A 17560-nucleotide genomic window follows, 5' to 3' on the forward strand; every position below is an offset into this window, starting at 1 on the left:
TAAATTAACAGAACTAACTAGTCAGCCGACTTTTCAAATGCATAACAAAAAAAGAGAGGATGACGAACAAATGAAAAAACGTAGTGCTTTAATCTCCATCGTTACACTCCTTATTATGTCACTTGTTTTTACTGCATGTGGTAATCCTTCCGGTTCAAAAACGGAAACGCAGCAATTAGGCGCTAATGCCGGTGAGAATGCAACAGAATTATCATTTTGGACATTCGTAGATTTGCACGGCAAGCATTTGGATAAAATGCTGGGGTTATGGAACCAACAGAACCCAGACAAACAGATTAAGTTGAATGTAACGGTTATGCCTTACGATGATATGCACAACAAGCTCTTATTGGCAGTTACAAGCGGAAAAGGTGCTCCTGATATCGCGGATATTGAGCTTGGTCAATTTCCTAAATTCTTGGAAGGTGACAACGTTCCACTGGAATCTTTGAATGATGTATTTACACCATACAAAGACGTTGTTGTTCCTTCACGTGTCGAGATTTATTCCAAAGCCGAACAGGTTTATGGATTCGATTATCACGTAGGTGCGACGCTTGCTTTCTACAATACTGAAATTCTCGAGCAAGCAGGTGTTGACTACAAGACAATTAAAACGTGGGAAGATTACAAACAAGCAGGTATCAAGGTTTATGAAAAGACTGGCAAGTACTTAGGTACTGCTGATACATCAGCTACGTGGCAAGCATCGCTGCTACTAGCTCAGCAAAACGCTGATTTTACAGATGAAAATGGTAATCCAAAAGTTAACTCGCCTGAAATGATTAAAGCGTATGAAATGTTAGTCGATCTGCAGAAGAACAATGTTATTCATACGATCCCTGGCGGACAACCCGACACAGAAGAAGCAAAAGGCGAATACAACAAAGGCAACTACGCAAGTGCATTGATGCCTGAATGGTACATGTCCCGCTTTGTAAACGAAATGAAAGACCTTAAAGGTAAGTATGCAATAGCTCCATTGCCTGTATTTGAAGAAGGTAATCCTCGTTCCGTTGGCTTAGGCGGTACTGGCACAGTTGTTACTAAGAATGGTAAAGACGTTCAGTTGGCAAAAGAATTTGTAGCTTTTGCTAAGCTTTCGAAAGAAGCTACTACTGAAATCTGGAATACACTTGGATTTGACCCAATTAACATGGAAGTATGGAAAGATGATGCAGTTACGAAAAACCCTGATAATGAATACGTCCAATACTTTAAAACAAATGCATTTGATACTTTGAATGAAATCAAGGACGAAATTAGAGCGATTAAGTCCGTTAAAGCCTCACCAACCATCGGCAATATACTCAATACGGTAACTTTGAATGCTATCTTTGAAGATGGCCAAGACGTGAAGGAAGCTTTGGATGAAGCACAAGCAGCAATTGAACAAGAATTGAAATAAATATAATAAGTAAATGATTTGATTAAACCTGTCGGCAGGTATAGTGGTCGGCAGGTTTAACCTTAGTCAAGGGAGATTGAGAATATGATAAAGAAATTTGTATACTCTCAAAAAGTTGCGCCTTATGTTTTTGTATTGCCATTTATACTTATATTTTTGATATTCTGGTTTTTTCCACTTGTAAATTCATTCGTAATGAGCTTTCAAGATAGAATGTTAGGACAGGATCCTAAATGGATTGGTGAAGCGAATTATTCGAAATTACTTACTGATAAAGTGTTTTTGACATCTATTAAAAATAGCGTTGTGTACATGTTAGGAACCTTAGTGCTGTTAATTCCTTTTCCTATGTTATTCGCCGTTATGATCAACAGTAAGTTAATGAAGGGAAGAGAATTTTTTAAATCTTCGTTCTTTCTCCCTGCATTGACTTCTGTCGCAGTTGCGGGTACCATTTTCCGCCTTACATTCGGTGAAATGGAAGGTTCATTAATGAATAGTTTCCTAGGTCTATTTGGTATAGAGCCTATTAAATTTTTGAAAGACGGAAATTGGAGTATGGCAGCACTGTTAATCCTCGCATGTTGGAGATGGACAGGTGTTAATATGCTTTACTATCTATCCGGATTGAAAAGCATTGACAATGAGTATTATGAGGCTGCTTCAATTGACGGGGCATCTGCTTGGCAGAAGTTTAGAACGATCACAATGCCATTATTGAAGCCGACCACGGTATATGTTACGACAATTAGTGTTTATGCAGGTTTAGCCATGTTTACCGAGAGCCTGATGATGTTTAACGGTAACAATTCACCCAAAAATATTGGCTTAACCATTGTTGGATACCTGTATAGACAAGGGATTGAGCAGAATAAGCTGGGTTACGCAGCTGCAGTTGGAATCGTTCTGTTAGTCATTGCTATGGTTATCAATTTAACGCAGTTGAAATTTAGTGGAATGTTCAAAAAGGAGGAGGATTAAAGTGGGCAGAAGTCAGACGAGGAGTGATTTCATCTCTAGAATAGTAATTATTTGTTTATTCATTATACTATTCGTTATAATTATGATCCCATTCTACGCAGTGGCCCTATCTTCCTTTAAACCCGGTGAATCATTAGTTAGATATGGTCTTAACCTAAGTTTGGATTTTGAAATCATGAGTTTTGATAATTTCATCTATCTGTTTACTGGACAACATGATTATTTTGTGTGGTTTTGGAACAGTATGATTTTAACAATCGTTCAAGTGGTTTTAACACTTTTTGTAAGCGCATTTGTTGGATATGGTTTTGCAGCATATCATTTTAAAGGTAAGAACTTCCTCTTTATATGTGTTTTGCTCATTATGATGGTGCCTTTCGAAATACTGCTGGTTCCTTTGTACAGCCTAATTAATGATTTGGGAATGGTGAATAGCTATTCGGCAATCATTCTGCCCGGTATAGCCAATGCCGCGACGATATTTTTCTTCAGGCAGTATCTACGAAGCATACCCAAAGAGATTATTCAATCTGGGCGGGTTGATGGCGCAAACGAGTATGCGATTTATTTCAGACTAATTATGCCGATTATGAAGCCATCCTTTGCAGCAATGGCCATTCTGAATGGTATGAATAGCTGGAATAATCTATTGTGGCCATTCATGGTGCTCGGAGATCAGAGTAAATATACACTTCCAATCGGTTTGAAAACGTTGTTAACTCCTTATGGCAATAACTATGACCTATTGATTGTGGGCTCCTTCTTCTCCATCATTCCAATTTTCATACTATTTATTGCTTTCCAGAAATATTTCATAGACGGTATGACTGCAGGTGCTGTTAAGGGGTAGTATATATTATGATGAAACAGGTGATAAGATGGAAATTCAACAACGAGCTTCACACGTCATTCAACCATTAATTGAGCAGAGAGCTGATCCTTTTATTTACCGACATTCGGACGGTTATTATTACTTCGTAGCATCCGTTCCGGAGTATGATCGGATTGAAATCCGTAGAGCCCAGAACCTTGAGGGGCTTGTTACATCAACTCCTGTAGTGATCTGGAGAAAGCGCGAGACTGGTATCCTTAGTGCCAATATTTGGGCACCCGAACTGCATTTTATTGATGACAAATGGTACGTGTATTTCGCTGCCGCACACACGACGGAAACGAATGAAGGCTTGTTCGACCATCGGATGTACGTGCTAGAGAATGAAAATACCAATCCGCTCGAAGGCAGTTGGATGGAAAGAGGGCAGGTTCGTACCGAATGGGAAAGCTTCGCCCTCGATGCCACTACCTTTGAGCATAATGGCAGCCGTTATTACGTATGGGCACAAAAGGATCCGAATATCGAAGGTAATTCTAATCTGTATATATCCAAAATGAGCAATCCATGGACGCTGACTGGACCGCAAACGATGATTTCGCTGCCGGAATATGACTGGGAAATCATTGGTTATAAAGTGAACGAAGGCGCGGCATTTCTTCGCAAGGGTAATCGGGTATTCCTCTCTTACTCGGCTAGCGCTACCGATTTCAATTATTGCATGGGCCTGCTTGAAGCCGATGCGGATGCTGATTTGCTCGATGCCACCTCATGGCGCAAGTCGCAAACAGCGGTTCTCTCGACAGATGAGAGCATCTCAATGTATGGTCCCGGTCATAATTCCTTCATGGTGTCAGAGGTCGACGAAAAGACGCTATTTGTGTTCCACGCAAGAACGTACAAGAACATTATAGGAGATCCGCTGTACGATCCGAATCGCCATACATTTGTGACGGAGCTTTTGTGGACGGCTGACGGCAAACCCGATTTCCGCGGCTCTGTTGCAGCACTTGCACGTTCTGTACAGTGAACGAGTGTCCCAACAAGGTTGGTTGATGGATTTAAGTTCGTTTATCCAACTTGCCAAAGAGAGACAGTTAGAACATCGAAGGCACCTTACTGGGTGCCTTCGACTTCGTTCAACAGATAATACGTCGAACCGTAATACAAGTAGTGGTAAGTTGCCTTAAAAATTGCCGCTCCAGTTATCCCGGAAAATCATATCAAAAAAAATAAAAACAGTCGCTGATCAATAGGATCGGCGGCTTTTTTTATGTTATCGGTACAAGTTTTATTCCGTGCCAAGGACAAGAGCTTCTATCGATTGCCGGAATGGACAAGAACATTGTCCTATTACCGTTAAGAAGTACATCTAAAGAATAAGATGTAATTTAAATCTTAACAGGCAGCATAAATTCTGCACAGTATTCGAATTTCTTATGGGACAAACAACTCGATAAGATACAAAAACGGGCTTTGAGTCACTTATAGCGAGAGGAACTGTAACGGGCAAGTTTCTGATTTGTTACAAGGTCAGCATATGAACAAGGTTGTAATTATGTAAATTTCAGTTGGAAATGATGATTTCAACCTGATGTAATGATTTGTAAAATAAGCTTATCAAAAAAGAACTAGGAGAGGTTCCCATGACAAAGCCAGACGTCCCGCACCATCCACAGATATCAGGTTATAGCCATAAAATCAATGATCCATTCTGGTCGCATTATATTGAACTGGTCCGCAACGTAGTTGTTCCTTATCAATGGGAAGCGCTCAATGACCGTATCGAAGGAGCTGAACCAAGCCGGGCCATTCGGAATTTCCGCATTGCTGCTGGGGATAAAGAGGGCGTTCATTATGGCATGGTTTTTCAGGATAGCGATGTTGCGAAATGGATTGAAGCAGCTTCGTACCTGCTCTCCGCGAAGCCCGACCCGGAACTGGAAGTCCTCGTGGATTCTGTTATTGAGACCATAGCTCGGGCACAGCAAGCCGATGGTTATTTGAACACGTACTTCACCTTGCGTGAACCTGGGGCGCGATGGACGAACCTCGCCGAGTGTCATGAACTTTATTGTGCAGGACATATGATTGAGGCTGGTGTAGCGTACTATCATGCCACGGGCAAACGCACGCTGCTGGATGTGGTTATTCGCCTGGCGGATCATATAGGCACCGTGTTTGGTACAGAGCCGGAACAATTGCCAGGTTATGATGGACATCAGGAGATTGAACTTGCACTCTTCAAATTGTATGAGACGACAAAAGAAGAGAAATATCTGGAACTGAGCCGTTATTTTCTGGATCAGCGGGGAGCGAGTCCGCATTTTTTTGTAGAGGAATGGGAGAAAAGGGGCCGTACCATACATTTTGGAGAGTTGGATATGGTTCACCGACACACGTACTCCCAGTCCCATCTGCCTATTAGGGAGCAGTCGACAGCAGAAGGCCATTCGGTTCGACTGGTGTACATGTGCGCGGCTATGGCAGATGTAGCTGCGAAGAAGGAGGATACATCGCTGAAAGAAGCCTGTGAACGGTTGTGGAGCAACATCGTAAGCAAGCGAATGTACATTACGGGAAGCATTGGTTCATCAGCCAAAGAAGAAGCATTTACAGGCGATTATGATCTGCCTGGAGATACCGCCTACGCAGAGACCTGTGCCTCAATTGGCCTGATCTTTTGGGCGAAGCGCATGCTGCAGATGGAGCAGGATAGCCGGTACGCAGACGTTATGGAGCGAGCCCTGTACAACACGGTGATTAGTGGAATGTCTCTGGATGGTCAACGTTTCTTCTATGTGAATCCGCTTGAAGTCGATCCGAAGATGCAACGTGTGAATCCTAATTATGCCCACGTGCGAACACGCCGGCAAGGGTGGTTTGGTTGTGCTTGCTGTCCGCCGAACATTGCGCGATTAATTGCCTCATTGGATCAATATGTATATACCCCGGCTGTGGAACAGGCTACGTTGTATGTACAATTGTACATCGGAGGGGATGGGGAATTCACACTTGAGGGTAGGAGAGCAGCCGTAACCATGGACTCTGACTATACCTCCACTGGAGATGTGAAGCTGATCGTTCGGCCCGATTCCCCAGAGGGAATGCAGTTTACGATAGCTCTGAGAAAGCCGGACTGGTGCAAGATTCCCGAGCTGTGGATTAATGGGGAGAAGAGCGAACAAGATGGTTTTACTTTTGAATACGGTTACATAAAAGTGACCCGTTCGTGGAAAGCCGGTGATGAGATTAAACTTCACTTCCCTATGGAGTTGCTGCGGATGAAAGGGCATGATCACATCAAAGCCACTTTCGGAAAAGTAGCCATCCAGCGGGGACCGTTTATGTACTGTCTCGAAGAAGTCGACAATGGCCGCGGATTGCATCGCATTCAGCTGCCCCGGGATGCCAAGTTTCATATCGGTAGCGGGGAACAGATGCCTCTGGGGGTTCCGGCTCTTACAACTATTGGGCAGAGAATCGTATCCCAAGAAGACTGGGGAATACATCTGTATCGCAGTGATGTTCACTGGGATACACAGCCTGCCGAGCTTCGGTTCATTCCTTACTTCACTTGGGCCAATCGGGATGAAGGAGAAATGAGCGTTTGGATTCGCGAAAGTGAATAAAAAGAAGTCTACTAGTGCTGCTGTAAAAAAGTATGCAAAAGGACAGCGCGCGATAGACCCACAATACGCGCTGTAGGATAACGCGATCTTTGATGAGCGGACATTTTTTCACGGCATCAGTTCTGATTGAGTCAGTTTATTTATCTGAGTTGGTAAACTTGCTGCGGAAGTTGGAAGGAGAGATGCCCTCTTTTTTCGAGAAACAGGAAGAGAAGTAGGATACATGATTGAAGCCGATCTCTTCGGCGATGCGAGCAACGGACCAGGCGGTTTGCAACAGCAGCTTTTTGGCCTGTTCGATTCTGTAATGCAGCAGATATTCCATGGGTGTCATGCCATACACTTTCAGCATGCTGCGTGCGAGATAGTTTGGATGGTAGTTGAGTTCCTTTTGCAGCATCGGATTGGAGATCGGTAGCGGGTAATTGTGGCGGATGTAGAGTTCAACTTTCTCGGCAATCCGGATTGCGGCAACGTCTGACAGTGAAGACAGCCCAAGATCCAGATGCTGCATAAATTGCTGGAAGGTCGCCTGTCGTTTCCAATTGCGCATGGACTGAGGCTCCTGATCAAGCTGAGAGAAATGCTCCAGAAGTTCCATATCTTTGATTGCAATGTGCAAATGTTTGGGAATGAAGATGGAACAGACATCACAGTGGTTCAGATATGCGCTCACCTTATGTGTCTCAATTAGTTCGGCTTGATTGGCGAGACATTCGTCCATGTTGGCAGACTCTCTCCAGCTGCCAAAGGTTTGAAAATGAATCCAGATCATTTCCGTTTCCGCCTTACAGGCTGCGCTGCCGTAATGATGTCCATCCGGCTTAAGGATCAGTGCTTCTCCTTGGTTCAGAAGCCATTCTGTCCCGTTCTCGCTAATGGCGAGCGAACCGCGTGTAACAACAATTAGATCAAAGACACCGATGTCACTCCGGCTAATGTGATATTCACCGGCTTCGTAACAAGCACGGCCGCAATCAATAAAATAGGGAATGGGCGGGGTGATGAAATGAAGGATGGGCGAGTCCAATCCGGCACCTCCGAACAGGTTGAAATATTTAAAATTCATGTTGGCATCGAGCATTTATTTTTTATGATACAGCAAGTAACATAGAAAATAAAGCGCTTACGAAATTCAGTTTTAACCTTCAACGGATTCAGGTTTAGAACCTAATCTTCACTCTTTAGAGATTCTACTTTAGACGAAAGAATGAACGTCATTTTCGATGGATCGGTCAAAGGTATTTCGTAGAAGAAACTATACTTGCCGGTTTAAGAGAATTAAACCCCTAATGGATATGATCACATATATACAGGAGGTTATAATGACAATGATTTCGAAGAAGTGGAAGCCGCTCATGATCGCGCTGCTCCTGACATTTTCAAGTCTGCCGCTGCAGGTTAGCGCTTTGCCTGCGGCCGCGACGGCTGCGGTAAAGACCGGTATCTCCAACGCCAGCCTGTTGGCCAAAGTTGGCGACTTAGGTCAGATTGAGGAGCTTTATATCAACAACAATCCTACCAATAAACAGGGGAAGCCAATCAATTTCGTCCTGCCTAATACTACATCGCCGCAGAATGGTACTCAGCACCAATGGATGGGGGGAATGATCTTCTCTTACCGTACGGGTGCCAATGGACAATTCCCTGATAACAGGGACGGCTTTGTAGAAGTTGATACCAATAAAACATTGGCTGCCGGTGGCTCTACACAATATTCGACCATTAATCCGGATAACCCCTATATGAACAAGACCGCATCAGCAGACGGCAAGAAGGTAGAAGTCAACTTTATTGGACAGAACCTAAATTCTACAGACCAGCGGGTAATGAAGGGCTTCGATGTGAAATCCGTTTTTGATATGGAGACCGATGATGGTTCAATGCTTTGGGAAATTACGGTGAAGAACAAAAGCAATCAGTATATCGAATTCGGGGATATCGGCTTGCCGATGCCTTGGAACAACAAATACCAGACCTTATCCGATACCTATGATGACCGTGTGACGGTGCATAATTTCGCAGGTGCTGACAGTGGGTATTCTTATGCCATCCGCACCAGTGGTGAGGGGAACTTCATGCTCTTCACTCCGGTGCCGGAGAGCGGCGCTCGAATCGAGTATGTAGATTATTGGATGCATGAAGCAGGAGAGCGGCGTGCTGCAGACACCTTTAAGAACTGGACAGGAGATAGTGGCGGCTGGTATCCGGGGCTGAACGTGCTCTATATTCACTCCAAAGAAATCCAAAAAACGGGACGCGGATACTTCACTGATGCTTCCAGCCTCGTCCTAGGACCGGATGAGTCCAAGACATATAAGTTCAAATTCTCAGCAGTCCGTGGAGGAGACAACACGCCGCAGGAAAGTGCCCAAAGCCCAAATAACAGTTCGACCTCGATGGAAGACCGTGAAGCCAATCTGCGGTCCATCCTATATAAATCAGGCATGATTGATGCAGTAGCGGTGCCGGGCTTCCAGACAGCGATCAATATGCCTGTCAAGCTAGACCTGCACTATGACGACAGTATCGTTGATGTACAAACCATCGATATTCAAAATGTGGCAGAGAATGATCCGTTTGACGAAGCGCATATTCCGGTTATCAAGCCTGGGAAGAGCAGAAAGGAAATGGTTGACAACTCGCGGGCTGGACGTGGACTGCCTGGCGGAAACCCTGACTACAACGAGTCGGTTGAGTTTGTGGAGACCAAGATCTTAAATGGGGAACAGCATCACATCTATTCGCTTCAGTTTGATTCGATCGGCAATAACAGCGTGCGTATCGAATATAAGCTGAAGGACGGCAACGAATGGGTGGATAAATTCACTCAATTTGAATTCAATGTTCTAGCCGAGCTGGATGCAATCTCGGATGCCCATTCCGAATTCATGGTCCAGCAAACACAGGATAAGGATCCGGAAAGTCCCACCTACGGGAACTATTTCGACTGGTATCTTTCAAGCGGCATGGATCTCAATACAAGCCATTGGGGAGATGACTGGAGCCATGACAACATCAACTTCATGACGATGAAGAACTATCTGGCTCCAAGTCCCGATGAAATTCGCTCTATCGAGACATACCTGATCGACTTCATGTGGGAACGATACATGAAGAATACGCAGGATAGCTACATCGTTGCGAACTGGCTGAAAGATTCTGGAGCGTACACTGACAAAGATAAACCTTATACACGTACGTTCTCCGAAATCATGGAAGCTACCGGATTTTTCAACATGTACCGGATTCAGAAGGCTTATCCTAATCTGATCGAGTACCGGGAATCGCCTCAGTTTTATCTGGAGAAAGCTTATAACATCTACTATAAGCGTGTTTCCACCGGGGCCATCGGATTCTATGGCGAGCAGCAAATCCCGCATATGATTGAAGCACTGAAGGAAGAGGGGATGCAGACCGAGTCAGCCAATCTGCAGAAAAAGTTCGCCCTCGACAAGGGACGGAATATGACTAGAGCCACTTATCCTTACGGGTCGGAATTTGAATATGACAATACTGGCGAAGAAGGGGCTTATGCAGCAGCGAAAGCACTGCGCACGTACTATCCAGCAGACGCACTTACAGGTGCAGCTGAGAAAAGTATGGAAATGGCCGATTGGAAAACACGTGCCATGCGCGGGATTCAGCCTACCTGGTTCCATTATTCCGTGCCCGTTTTCCGCGGCGGTGAAGGCTGGTGGAATTTCCAATATACTGCGTCTTTGGCAGGATACATTATGGATGACTGGTTAAGGTATGAGAATGATGGCAGATCGGTGGAGCAGAAGGCCATTGCACAGCAGCGAAATTATGCCGCGAAGATTTCGAACTTCAATGCCGTCAATATGGGACAGATTTCGGCTAATTCAGTTGGCAGTACCTCTTGGAGATATTCGATGTATAAGGGAGGCACAGGTACGAAGGACGTATACGATGGCGGCTCTCGCGTCATGAGTAACGGCTGGAATGATTTTTCGGGCGAATCGGAAGAAGGCCTCTATGGTTCCCTTCTCAGCATCAGCTCTGATATTGTTACAGATCCGATATTCGGGTTGTTCGGTTATGGAGCGCTGGTGAGTGACGAAGGAGACAGCTACAACATTACGCCGAAAGACGGTTTCGGCAAACGGATCAATCTGATCGATGAGAAAATCTATTTGGAGCTGGAAAGTGATAAAGTAGAAAGCGCTCAAATTCAAAAAGATGGTAAGGGTTTTACACTTCAGCTCCTGAATCCATCAGGAAAAGAGCATACTTCACGGATTTTGTTTGATGGAGTGGGGATCGAGAATGGCTACTATACCATGAAGCTGAATGGTGCAGCTGCCGGACAGTTCTATGTTCAGAACAATGAAGGCGTTGCTATGTTTCAGATGGGTAGCGTGCAGCGTGCTGAATTGATCATTGAAAAGTCAGCCGGCGGCGAAAATGAAGCTCCGAAAATTACTGTAGAGCTGGCGACACAACATTCACAGGCGTTGATTCCATTTATGCTGAATGGGATTGTAACCGATGATGGCGCGCCGAAAGGGACTCTGTCTTATCAATGGGAAGTGGTCAGTGCCCCGGAAGGCGCCAAGCTAACCTTTACTCATCCAAAAGCAAGTATTACACAGGCTACGGGTACCAAAGCAGGCTCATATACAGTTAAGCTTAGCGCAAGTGATGGACAACTGACTGGCTCCGGCCAGGTAATCTTCGAACTGGCTTCACCGCCGGATAAACAGCCTCCAGCAATTGGCCAAGTAACAGCGGTTCAGGATGTTGCCAATAACAGTATCGTATTATTGTCCGGGGAGGCCATTCCTGACCCTGTGCATAGCGAGGCAGAAGAACCCCAGTTGAAGTACACTTGGGCCGTCAAGCAAAAGCCTGAAGGTTCAGCGGACATTTCATTTGTGGATGGTGACAAAGCAGCAGCCTATGCGCGTGTAAGCACGGCAGGCACCTACACGTTTAACTTCAGTGCGGCAGACGGAGACAAGAAGGCTAGCAAGGATATAACGATAGAGATTAAGGAAGATACCGTTGACGTTTACCGGGCACTCAGCGTTGTCACCAAAAAGGATATTGAACCAGAACTTCCTAGACAAATCTTTATTCTGTCAGAGGAAGGGTATCTAGAGCAGGAAATCACTTGGGATGCTATAGATCCAAGCAGCTATGCTAGTGTAGGCCAATTTGAAGCCAGAGGAAAGGTCAATGGAAGTGCTTTGGAGGTTTGGGCTACCGTACATGTCGTGAATACTGAGCTACAAAATGCGGCGCTGACAGCCAAGGCTTCCGCTAGCTTCTCTGGTGGCGACGGATATCCGGAAGCGATGAATAACGGCATTGAACCTAAAAGCTCGGCAGATTTCTCGCCGAACCGCGGTGCCCCCAACAGTGCATGGCATAACTGGGGTAGAGAAGGAGATCCAGCATGGGTGATGTATGAATGGGATCAGCCATTCCTGGCCTCTTCTATGGATGTATATGTCTTCCAGGACGGCGGCGGGAACTTCCGCCCGAAGGATATGCAGCTAATGCTTCGCGGCGAAGACGGGAAATGGTACACCCCGTGGGCCATAAAGGGATTGGGCAATGAACTTAATAAATACAATACAACGACCTTTGAGCCCACCTATATTACAGGTGTTCGTATGGACATGAAGCCTTCCGTTAATGGCAGCGGTATTCTGGAATGGAAGGTATACGGCTATACCGGAGCGGTAGATAAGTCAGAACTGATCAAGGTCTATAACTATGTAAATACATTAAATGCTTCGAACCTTGCAGATCCTGGTCTTGCGCCAATCGAAGCAGCGAAGACAGAAGCATCTGCTGTGATCAAGAATATGAATGCCACAGACGAGGAAATTGCCCTAGCGCTCAAGAAGTTGCTGACGGATTTGCGTCTGCTGAGTCCGAATGACGGCAATATGGCTTTCCTCGCGAATGCTTCTTCCAGCTACACCTCACCTTGGGAGAGTTTGGCGGCAGTAAACGACGGAAAGAAAGATGGCAACAACATTTCGCATTGGGGAACCTGGGGTCATGAAGGCGCAGAGGAGTGGGTGCAATATGAATGGCCGCAGGGTGCATCTATCCGGAGTTCGAATCTGGTGCTGTGGTCAGATGGCGGCGGAATCAAGCCGCCTACCCAAATTGTATATTCCTACATCCCGGCGGATAGCGGAACTGATGAATGGATAACAGCGGGAACGGTTACGGAGGGAATCAAAGTGGTTGAACATACTCCAGCGGAATCCTCCAATCCGTACACGTTTGACTCGGTGCTGAATGTAAAAGCACTGCGGGTTACCCTGACCAAACAATCGCGGGCAGGCGATAACGGTGTAGGCCTATGGGAATGGGAAGTTCACCAGGCCATACCCATTCCTAATCGTGAGGCTCCAGTAACACCGGCCGGTGTGGCACCGTCCATTCCTGATGGAGATGACGGCAAACTGATCGGTGTAACAACAGAAATGGAGTATAAGAAGGAAGGCGAAGAAGAATATATTGCAATTGCAGGAATTGAGGTCACAGGTCTCACCGCCGGTAAATATTATGTCCGGTATATGAAGACCGGTTCGCTGAGCGCCAGCCTGGATAAGGAAGTCGTTATTCCGGAAGGGCAGACACAGGAGCAGGCTGCACCCGATGCGAGTGGGTGGGTGATCTCACACGCCAATTCGGATACCGGCATAAAAGGCATAATTGAGGGTTTGAATGATACGATGGAATACCGGAAACTGGGCGAAGAGGACTACACACCTGTTTCAGGTTCAAGTATCAACGATCTGGAGCCTGGCAGCTATCAGATCCGGTATGCAGCCACAGACAGCCTAAAGGCAAGTACTCCGGTAACTGTGGACATTCGCAATGAAACCAAGGTAGACAGAGAGGCACCAACAGCGGAAGGACTCGTCATTACACCGCCTACAGCGGCAGGCGGGAATGATGGCAGAATTGAAAATGTGACTGTCGATATGGAGTACCGAAAGGCGGATCAAGGTGGTTACATGCCGGTTAGTGGATCCAGCATTGAAGGCCTCGAGGCCGGCAGATATGAGCTCCGGTACGCCGGGACGGATATGAGCAATCCAAGTCCTGCTATCCTGATCGTTGTGCCTGACGGAACCAAGCAGGAGCAAAGTCCGCCGTCCAGTGCAGAGGTCAAGGCTGTAAATGTCAGTGCAGCTGGGGCCAAGGATGGTAAGATCTCAGGTGTAAGTCCTGCAATGGAATATCGGCTAGTAGGAATGGACGCTGGCAGCTGGAATGCGATCACAGGCACAGAGGTTGCAGGTCTTGGCAACGGAATCTATGAAGTAAGATATAAAGAGACGGCAACTCATTATGCAAGCCAATCCCTTACTGTCGTTATCAGCAATCCAGTCATCAATCCGAAGCCTACGGAAACACCCTCGTCAACGGATGCACCTGTGTCAGTCACCACACCTTCACCGGTTCCTGAAAACATCAAAGTCGAAGGGAATTGGATTAAGATTGTGGCACCAAAGACGGATACCAAAACCGGTAAAGCTAAAGGAGCACCCATCCGTCAGGAAGACCTTAATAAGGCTCTGGAGCATGTAAAGGCGAATAGCAGTAAAATTAAAACAATCATGGTGGACATTCCGAAAGCAGAGGGAGCCCATTCCTATGCGGTTGAGCTTCCTGCAGCTGCACTAACCGCAGCGCATGCCAACATCAAGATCGAGATTAATACGGAATTTGGAACCGTTGCAGTATCTTCTAATTTGCTGAAGTATGTATCAGGTGCCAAAAATGTGGAACTGTCACTGAGCCGGCTAGATACTGTAAAGCTTCATTCAGATGTAAAATCAGTGATAGCCAGCAGACCTATTATTGCATTCGCTGTGCAATTAGATGGAGAAGAAATGGCAACCTTGAATGCACCGGTTGAAATCAGACTGCCTTATACTCCTGATGTTGAAGAATTGGCCAATTCCAAATACCTTACAGTTTCGTACGTGGCTGCAAATAGTACATTTGTTCAGCTACTGAATGGCAAATACGACAGTGCTCTACAAGCCATGGTTTTTCCAGCGGCAAATACAGGTCAATATGCAGTTGTTTATACGAAGAAGTTCTTCAATGATGTCATCAAGGATTCGTGGTACGCACCAGCGGTTGAAACAATGGCGTCCAAAGGATTCATCGACGGGACATCAGCAACAAGCTTTAGTCCCGAGCAAAAGGTCACAAGAGGTGAGTATCTAGCTTGGTTGGTAAGGACACTGGATCTCAAAGCAGAGTTAAACACCACCTTCAGTGATATGAAGCGAACAGACCTCTATTATGAGGAAATCGGAATCGCCAAAGCACTCGGGATCGCCATGGGTTCAAACGGCAGCTTCTATCCGGAAATGGAAATTGCTAGACAAGATTTGGCTGTGCTGACCATGCGGGCTTTGCGGGCAGTTGGGAAAACCGAGCAGACCCGTACAGCTGAGGATCTCAAGAGATTTACAGATGCGGCAAATGTAGCAAAGTACGCAATTGATGACATGGCTGGAATGGTTAGAATGGGTTTCATAAACGGGCGAAGCAATGTCACCCTGAGTCCTGGCGGAACGACAACCAGAGCAGAAGCTGCTCAAGTTCTGTATAAGATTTTCTCGCAGCTATAATTAAAGAAACCGACCTTGGTCCTGTTTCTGCAGGACCAAGGTCGGTTTCTTTTTTAGGGAGTGCATCAAGCATGATGCCGTGCCCAATGTTAATTACCCCATACCTGGAAAAGTTTAAAAATCTACATTATCCCATTGAATCGGCGTAGTTAGGTTGAAATTTGCGGTTCATCTACAGGCTGTCTTCCACTTACCACAAGCATAATTACAGCAACAATAATAAGTATAAAGCAGAAGATAAATGAGTATCGGTAACCCACAATGCTGGCTACTCCACCACCAACAAGACTACCAATCAGCCTGCCGATTGTGGATGAATTCGAATAGAGTGTGGAAGCATATCCCGGCATACTAGGCAGCAGGTCCTGAATGTAGCTAATTCCAATCGCAGAAATGACGGCGACAAAAACAGCGAGCAAAATTTGTGCTGCAAGCATTTGCCACATCTCGTTCGAGATAAGGATAACGAAATAATAAGCTCCTCCAAAAATAGCCCCGCAAAACACCAAGATTCGGTTACTATACTTTGCACTAAGTAGACCGAGTACAATCATAAAGGGAATTTCCAGCGCAGCACATATACTACTGACTAAACCGACATGACTTGTCGTTCCGCCAAGATTGTTTGTAATAAAGAGAGCCGTGTTTATACTGCTCATCCAATGAGCCGTATACATGAGTATCATAATGAGAAAAGGAATTAGAATATCCCGGTTTTGAGCCAGTCGGAAACTTTTTATATTCGCTTCAGCATTACTGCCCTTCATTTCTGTGTTTGATTTGAGAAACAGGAAAACAAGCAGAGCAACGAGTAGGAAAGCTCCGATCGTTCCCCAAAAAATCCCCTTAAATCCAATAGCAGCGAGTAATAAAGTGCCGATTAAAGGACCTGTAATAAAGCCCAGAGAGAAAGCAGAACGCAAGGTAGAATTAGCAAACGCACGCTCCGTAAAATGACTCTTTATCACTGCTTCTCTAGAAATAGCGAACAACTGGGGCATTCCTGGTGCACCAAGGGCAGTAAACACAGTCATGTAAATGAACAATATCGGAAAATCTTGAATAAACAAGTATCCACTAAAGGCCAGAACATTGGAGAGAGTAGAGAAAAGATAAACGCTCTTCCGATTCAAGCCGAGGTCAGAACGTCTTCCGATTAGTGTACTGATCCATATTCCTGCAATTAGTGTAACGGCTAGATAAAGACCAAACATACCAATAGATACGCCAAGCTGTTCCGTGAAATAAATAGATAAAAAGGGGGTACTGAGTGAAATGCCCATTCCCTGTAATGCCATACACATAAAGAGTAAAGCATACGAAGGAATGGAAAATAAGCTGATGAATCGATTGATCATAGTGTAAAATTACTCCTCAGAATTTGTTGTTGTGTAATCACCATACATGACCTTACTTTATCTCGTCTAATTGCATTTTACTGGTGAATGCTTCACATCCACTTTGGGAAGCTAATAAACGCTCACATTCATGGCTGAATAGAATCAATCGTACATCTTTATTATGTACTAGATGACAACACAAACAATATAACATTCGTGCCAAATGCTTGCCTAAACCTACCATAGACTCGTGTGAGTATACAGTAAATCTTTTCACCGCCTGCGCGAGGTTGCTGAACTAGGTGGTGTTCAATATAACCTACTGTAAAGATTAAGCTAACGGGCAGGATAGTTTAAAGGAGCCGAACGCTGTTTTCTTAAAGTGAAAATGCCACCAAAAAAATTAATTCGTAGAATGGTTGCGATCCAGAGGAGAAGAAGTAATATGTGTGACAAGACAACGCAAAAAAGATCACTTCATTAAAGTAGTCTTATTTAGAATATAAGAATTATGAGATGGGCGGGAATTGTACATTTTTTCGGGGAAAGATCTTTATTATGTGTATAGGAAAGAATAAGCGGTGCTTATACAATAACATTAGAGATTGTAAACGCTTGCTTCGAATTCTGAGGATGCAATCAAAGAATTACCGTAAATCGCCGGATATTTGAGCGCTATTCCTGGACCGCAGGCATGCATACATGCTGGACGATGAAGCGCCTCC

8 protein-coding genes are annotated in these 17560 nt (G+C 45.2%); 6 read left to right on the plus strand and 2 right to left on the minus strand.

Features of this window, described 5'->3' with window-relative positions; genetic code table 11:
• Positions 1-70 precede the first annotated feature (70 nt).
• From QNO02_RS16140 to QNO02_RS16160, 5 genes are all read left to right on the plus strand, one after another.
• The gene (locus tag QNO02_RS16140; RefSeq protein ID WP_289389304.1) at positions 71-1408 is read left to right on the plus strand and encodes an ABC transporter substrate-binding protein; all 1338 of its coding nucleotides are present in this window, start codon (positions 71-73) and stop codon (positions 1406-1408) included.
• Between the two features lie 84 nt (positions 1409-1492).
• Positions 1493-2389, plus strand: coding sequence for a carbohydrate ABC transporter permease (locus QNO02_RS16145; protein WP_062834705.1), 897 nt, complete (start codon positions 1493-1495; stop codon positions 2387-2389).
• Positions 2390-2420: 31 nt separating this feature from the next.
• Complete coding sequence (locus tag QNO02_RS16150) at positions 2421-3239, plus strand: carbohydrate ABC transporter permease (RefSeq protein ID WP_397352003.1); 819 nt, start codon at positions 2421-2423, stop codon at positions 3237-3239.
• 28 nt (positions 3240-3267) lie between these two features.
• Positions 3268-4251 (plus strand): family 43 glycosylhydrolase, encoded by a 984-nt coding sequence (locus QNO02_RS16155; RefSeq protein ID WP_289389305.1) that lies wholly within the window; start codon positions 3268-3270, stop codon positions 4249-4251.
• A gap of 616 nt (positions 4252-4867) precedes the next feature.
• The gene (locus tag QNO02_RS16160) at positions 4868-6853 is read left to right on the plus strand and encodes a glycoside hydrolase family 127 protein (RefSeq protein ID WP_289389306.1); all 1986 of its coding nucleotides are present in this window, start codon (positions 4868-4870) and stop codon (positions 6851-6853) included.
• Between the two features lie 136 nt (positions 6854-6989).
• Here the strand turns inward: QNO02_RS16160 and QNO02_RS16165 are convergent, their stop codons facing one another.
• A complete protein-coding gene (locus QNO02_RS16165; protein WP_091029796.1) occupies positions 6990-7883 on the minus strand; it encodes a helix-turn-helix transcriptional regulator in 894 nt (297 codons plus the stop codon).
• A gap of 295 nt (positions 7884-8178) precedes the next feature.
• On the opposite strand from QNO02_RS16165, the gene QNO02_RS16170 reads away from it, so the two are divergent.
• Positions 8179-15495, plus strand: a complete 7317-nt coding sequence (locus tag QNO02_RS16170; protein ID WP_289389307.1) for a DUF5695 domain-containing protein — start codon at positions 8179-8181, stop codon at positions 15493-15495.
• Positions 15496-15644: 149 nt separating this feature from the next.
• Here QNO02_RS16170 and QNO02_RS16175 read toward each other — a convergent pair whose 3' ends face one another.
• The gene (locus QNO02_RS16175; protein WP_289389308.1) at positions 15645-16853 is read right to left on the minus strand and encodes a sugar efflux transporter; all 1209 of its coding nucleotides are present in this window, start codon (positions 16851-16853) and stop codon (positions 15645-15647) included.
• Positions 16854-17560: the final 707 nt, after the last annotated feature.

Source organism: Paenibacillus sp. PK1-4R (assembly GCF_030369595.1).
Classification (GTDB): Bacteria; Bacillota; Bacilli; order Paenibacillales; family Paenibacillaceae; genus Paenibacillus.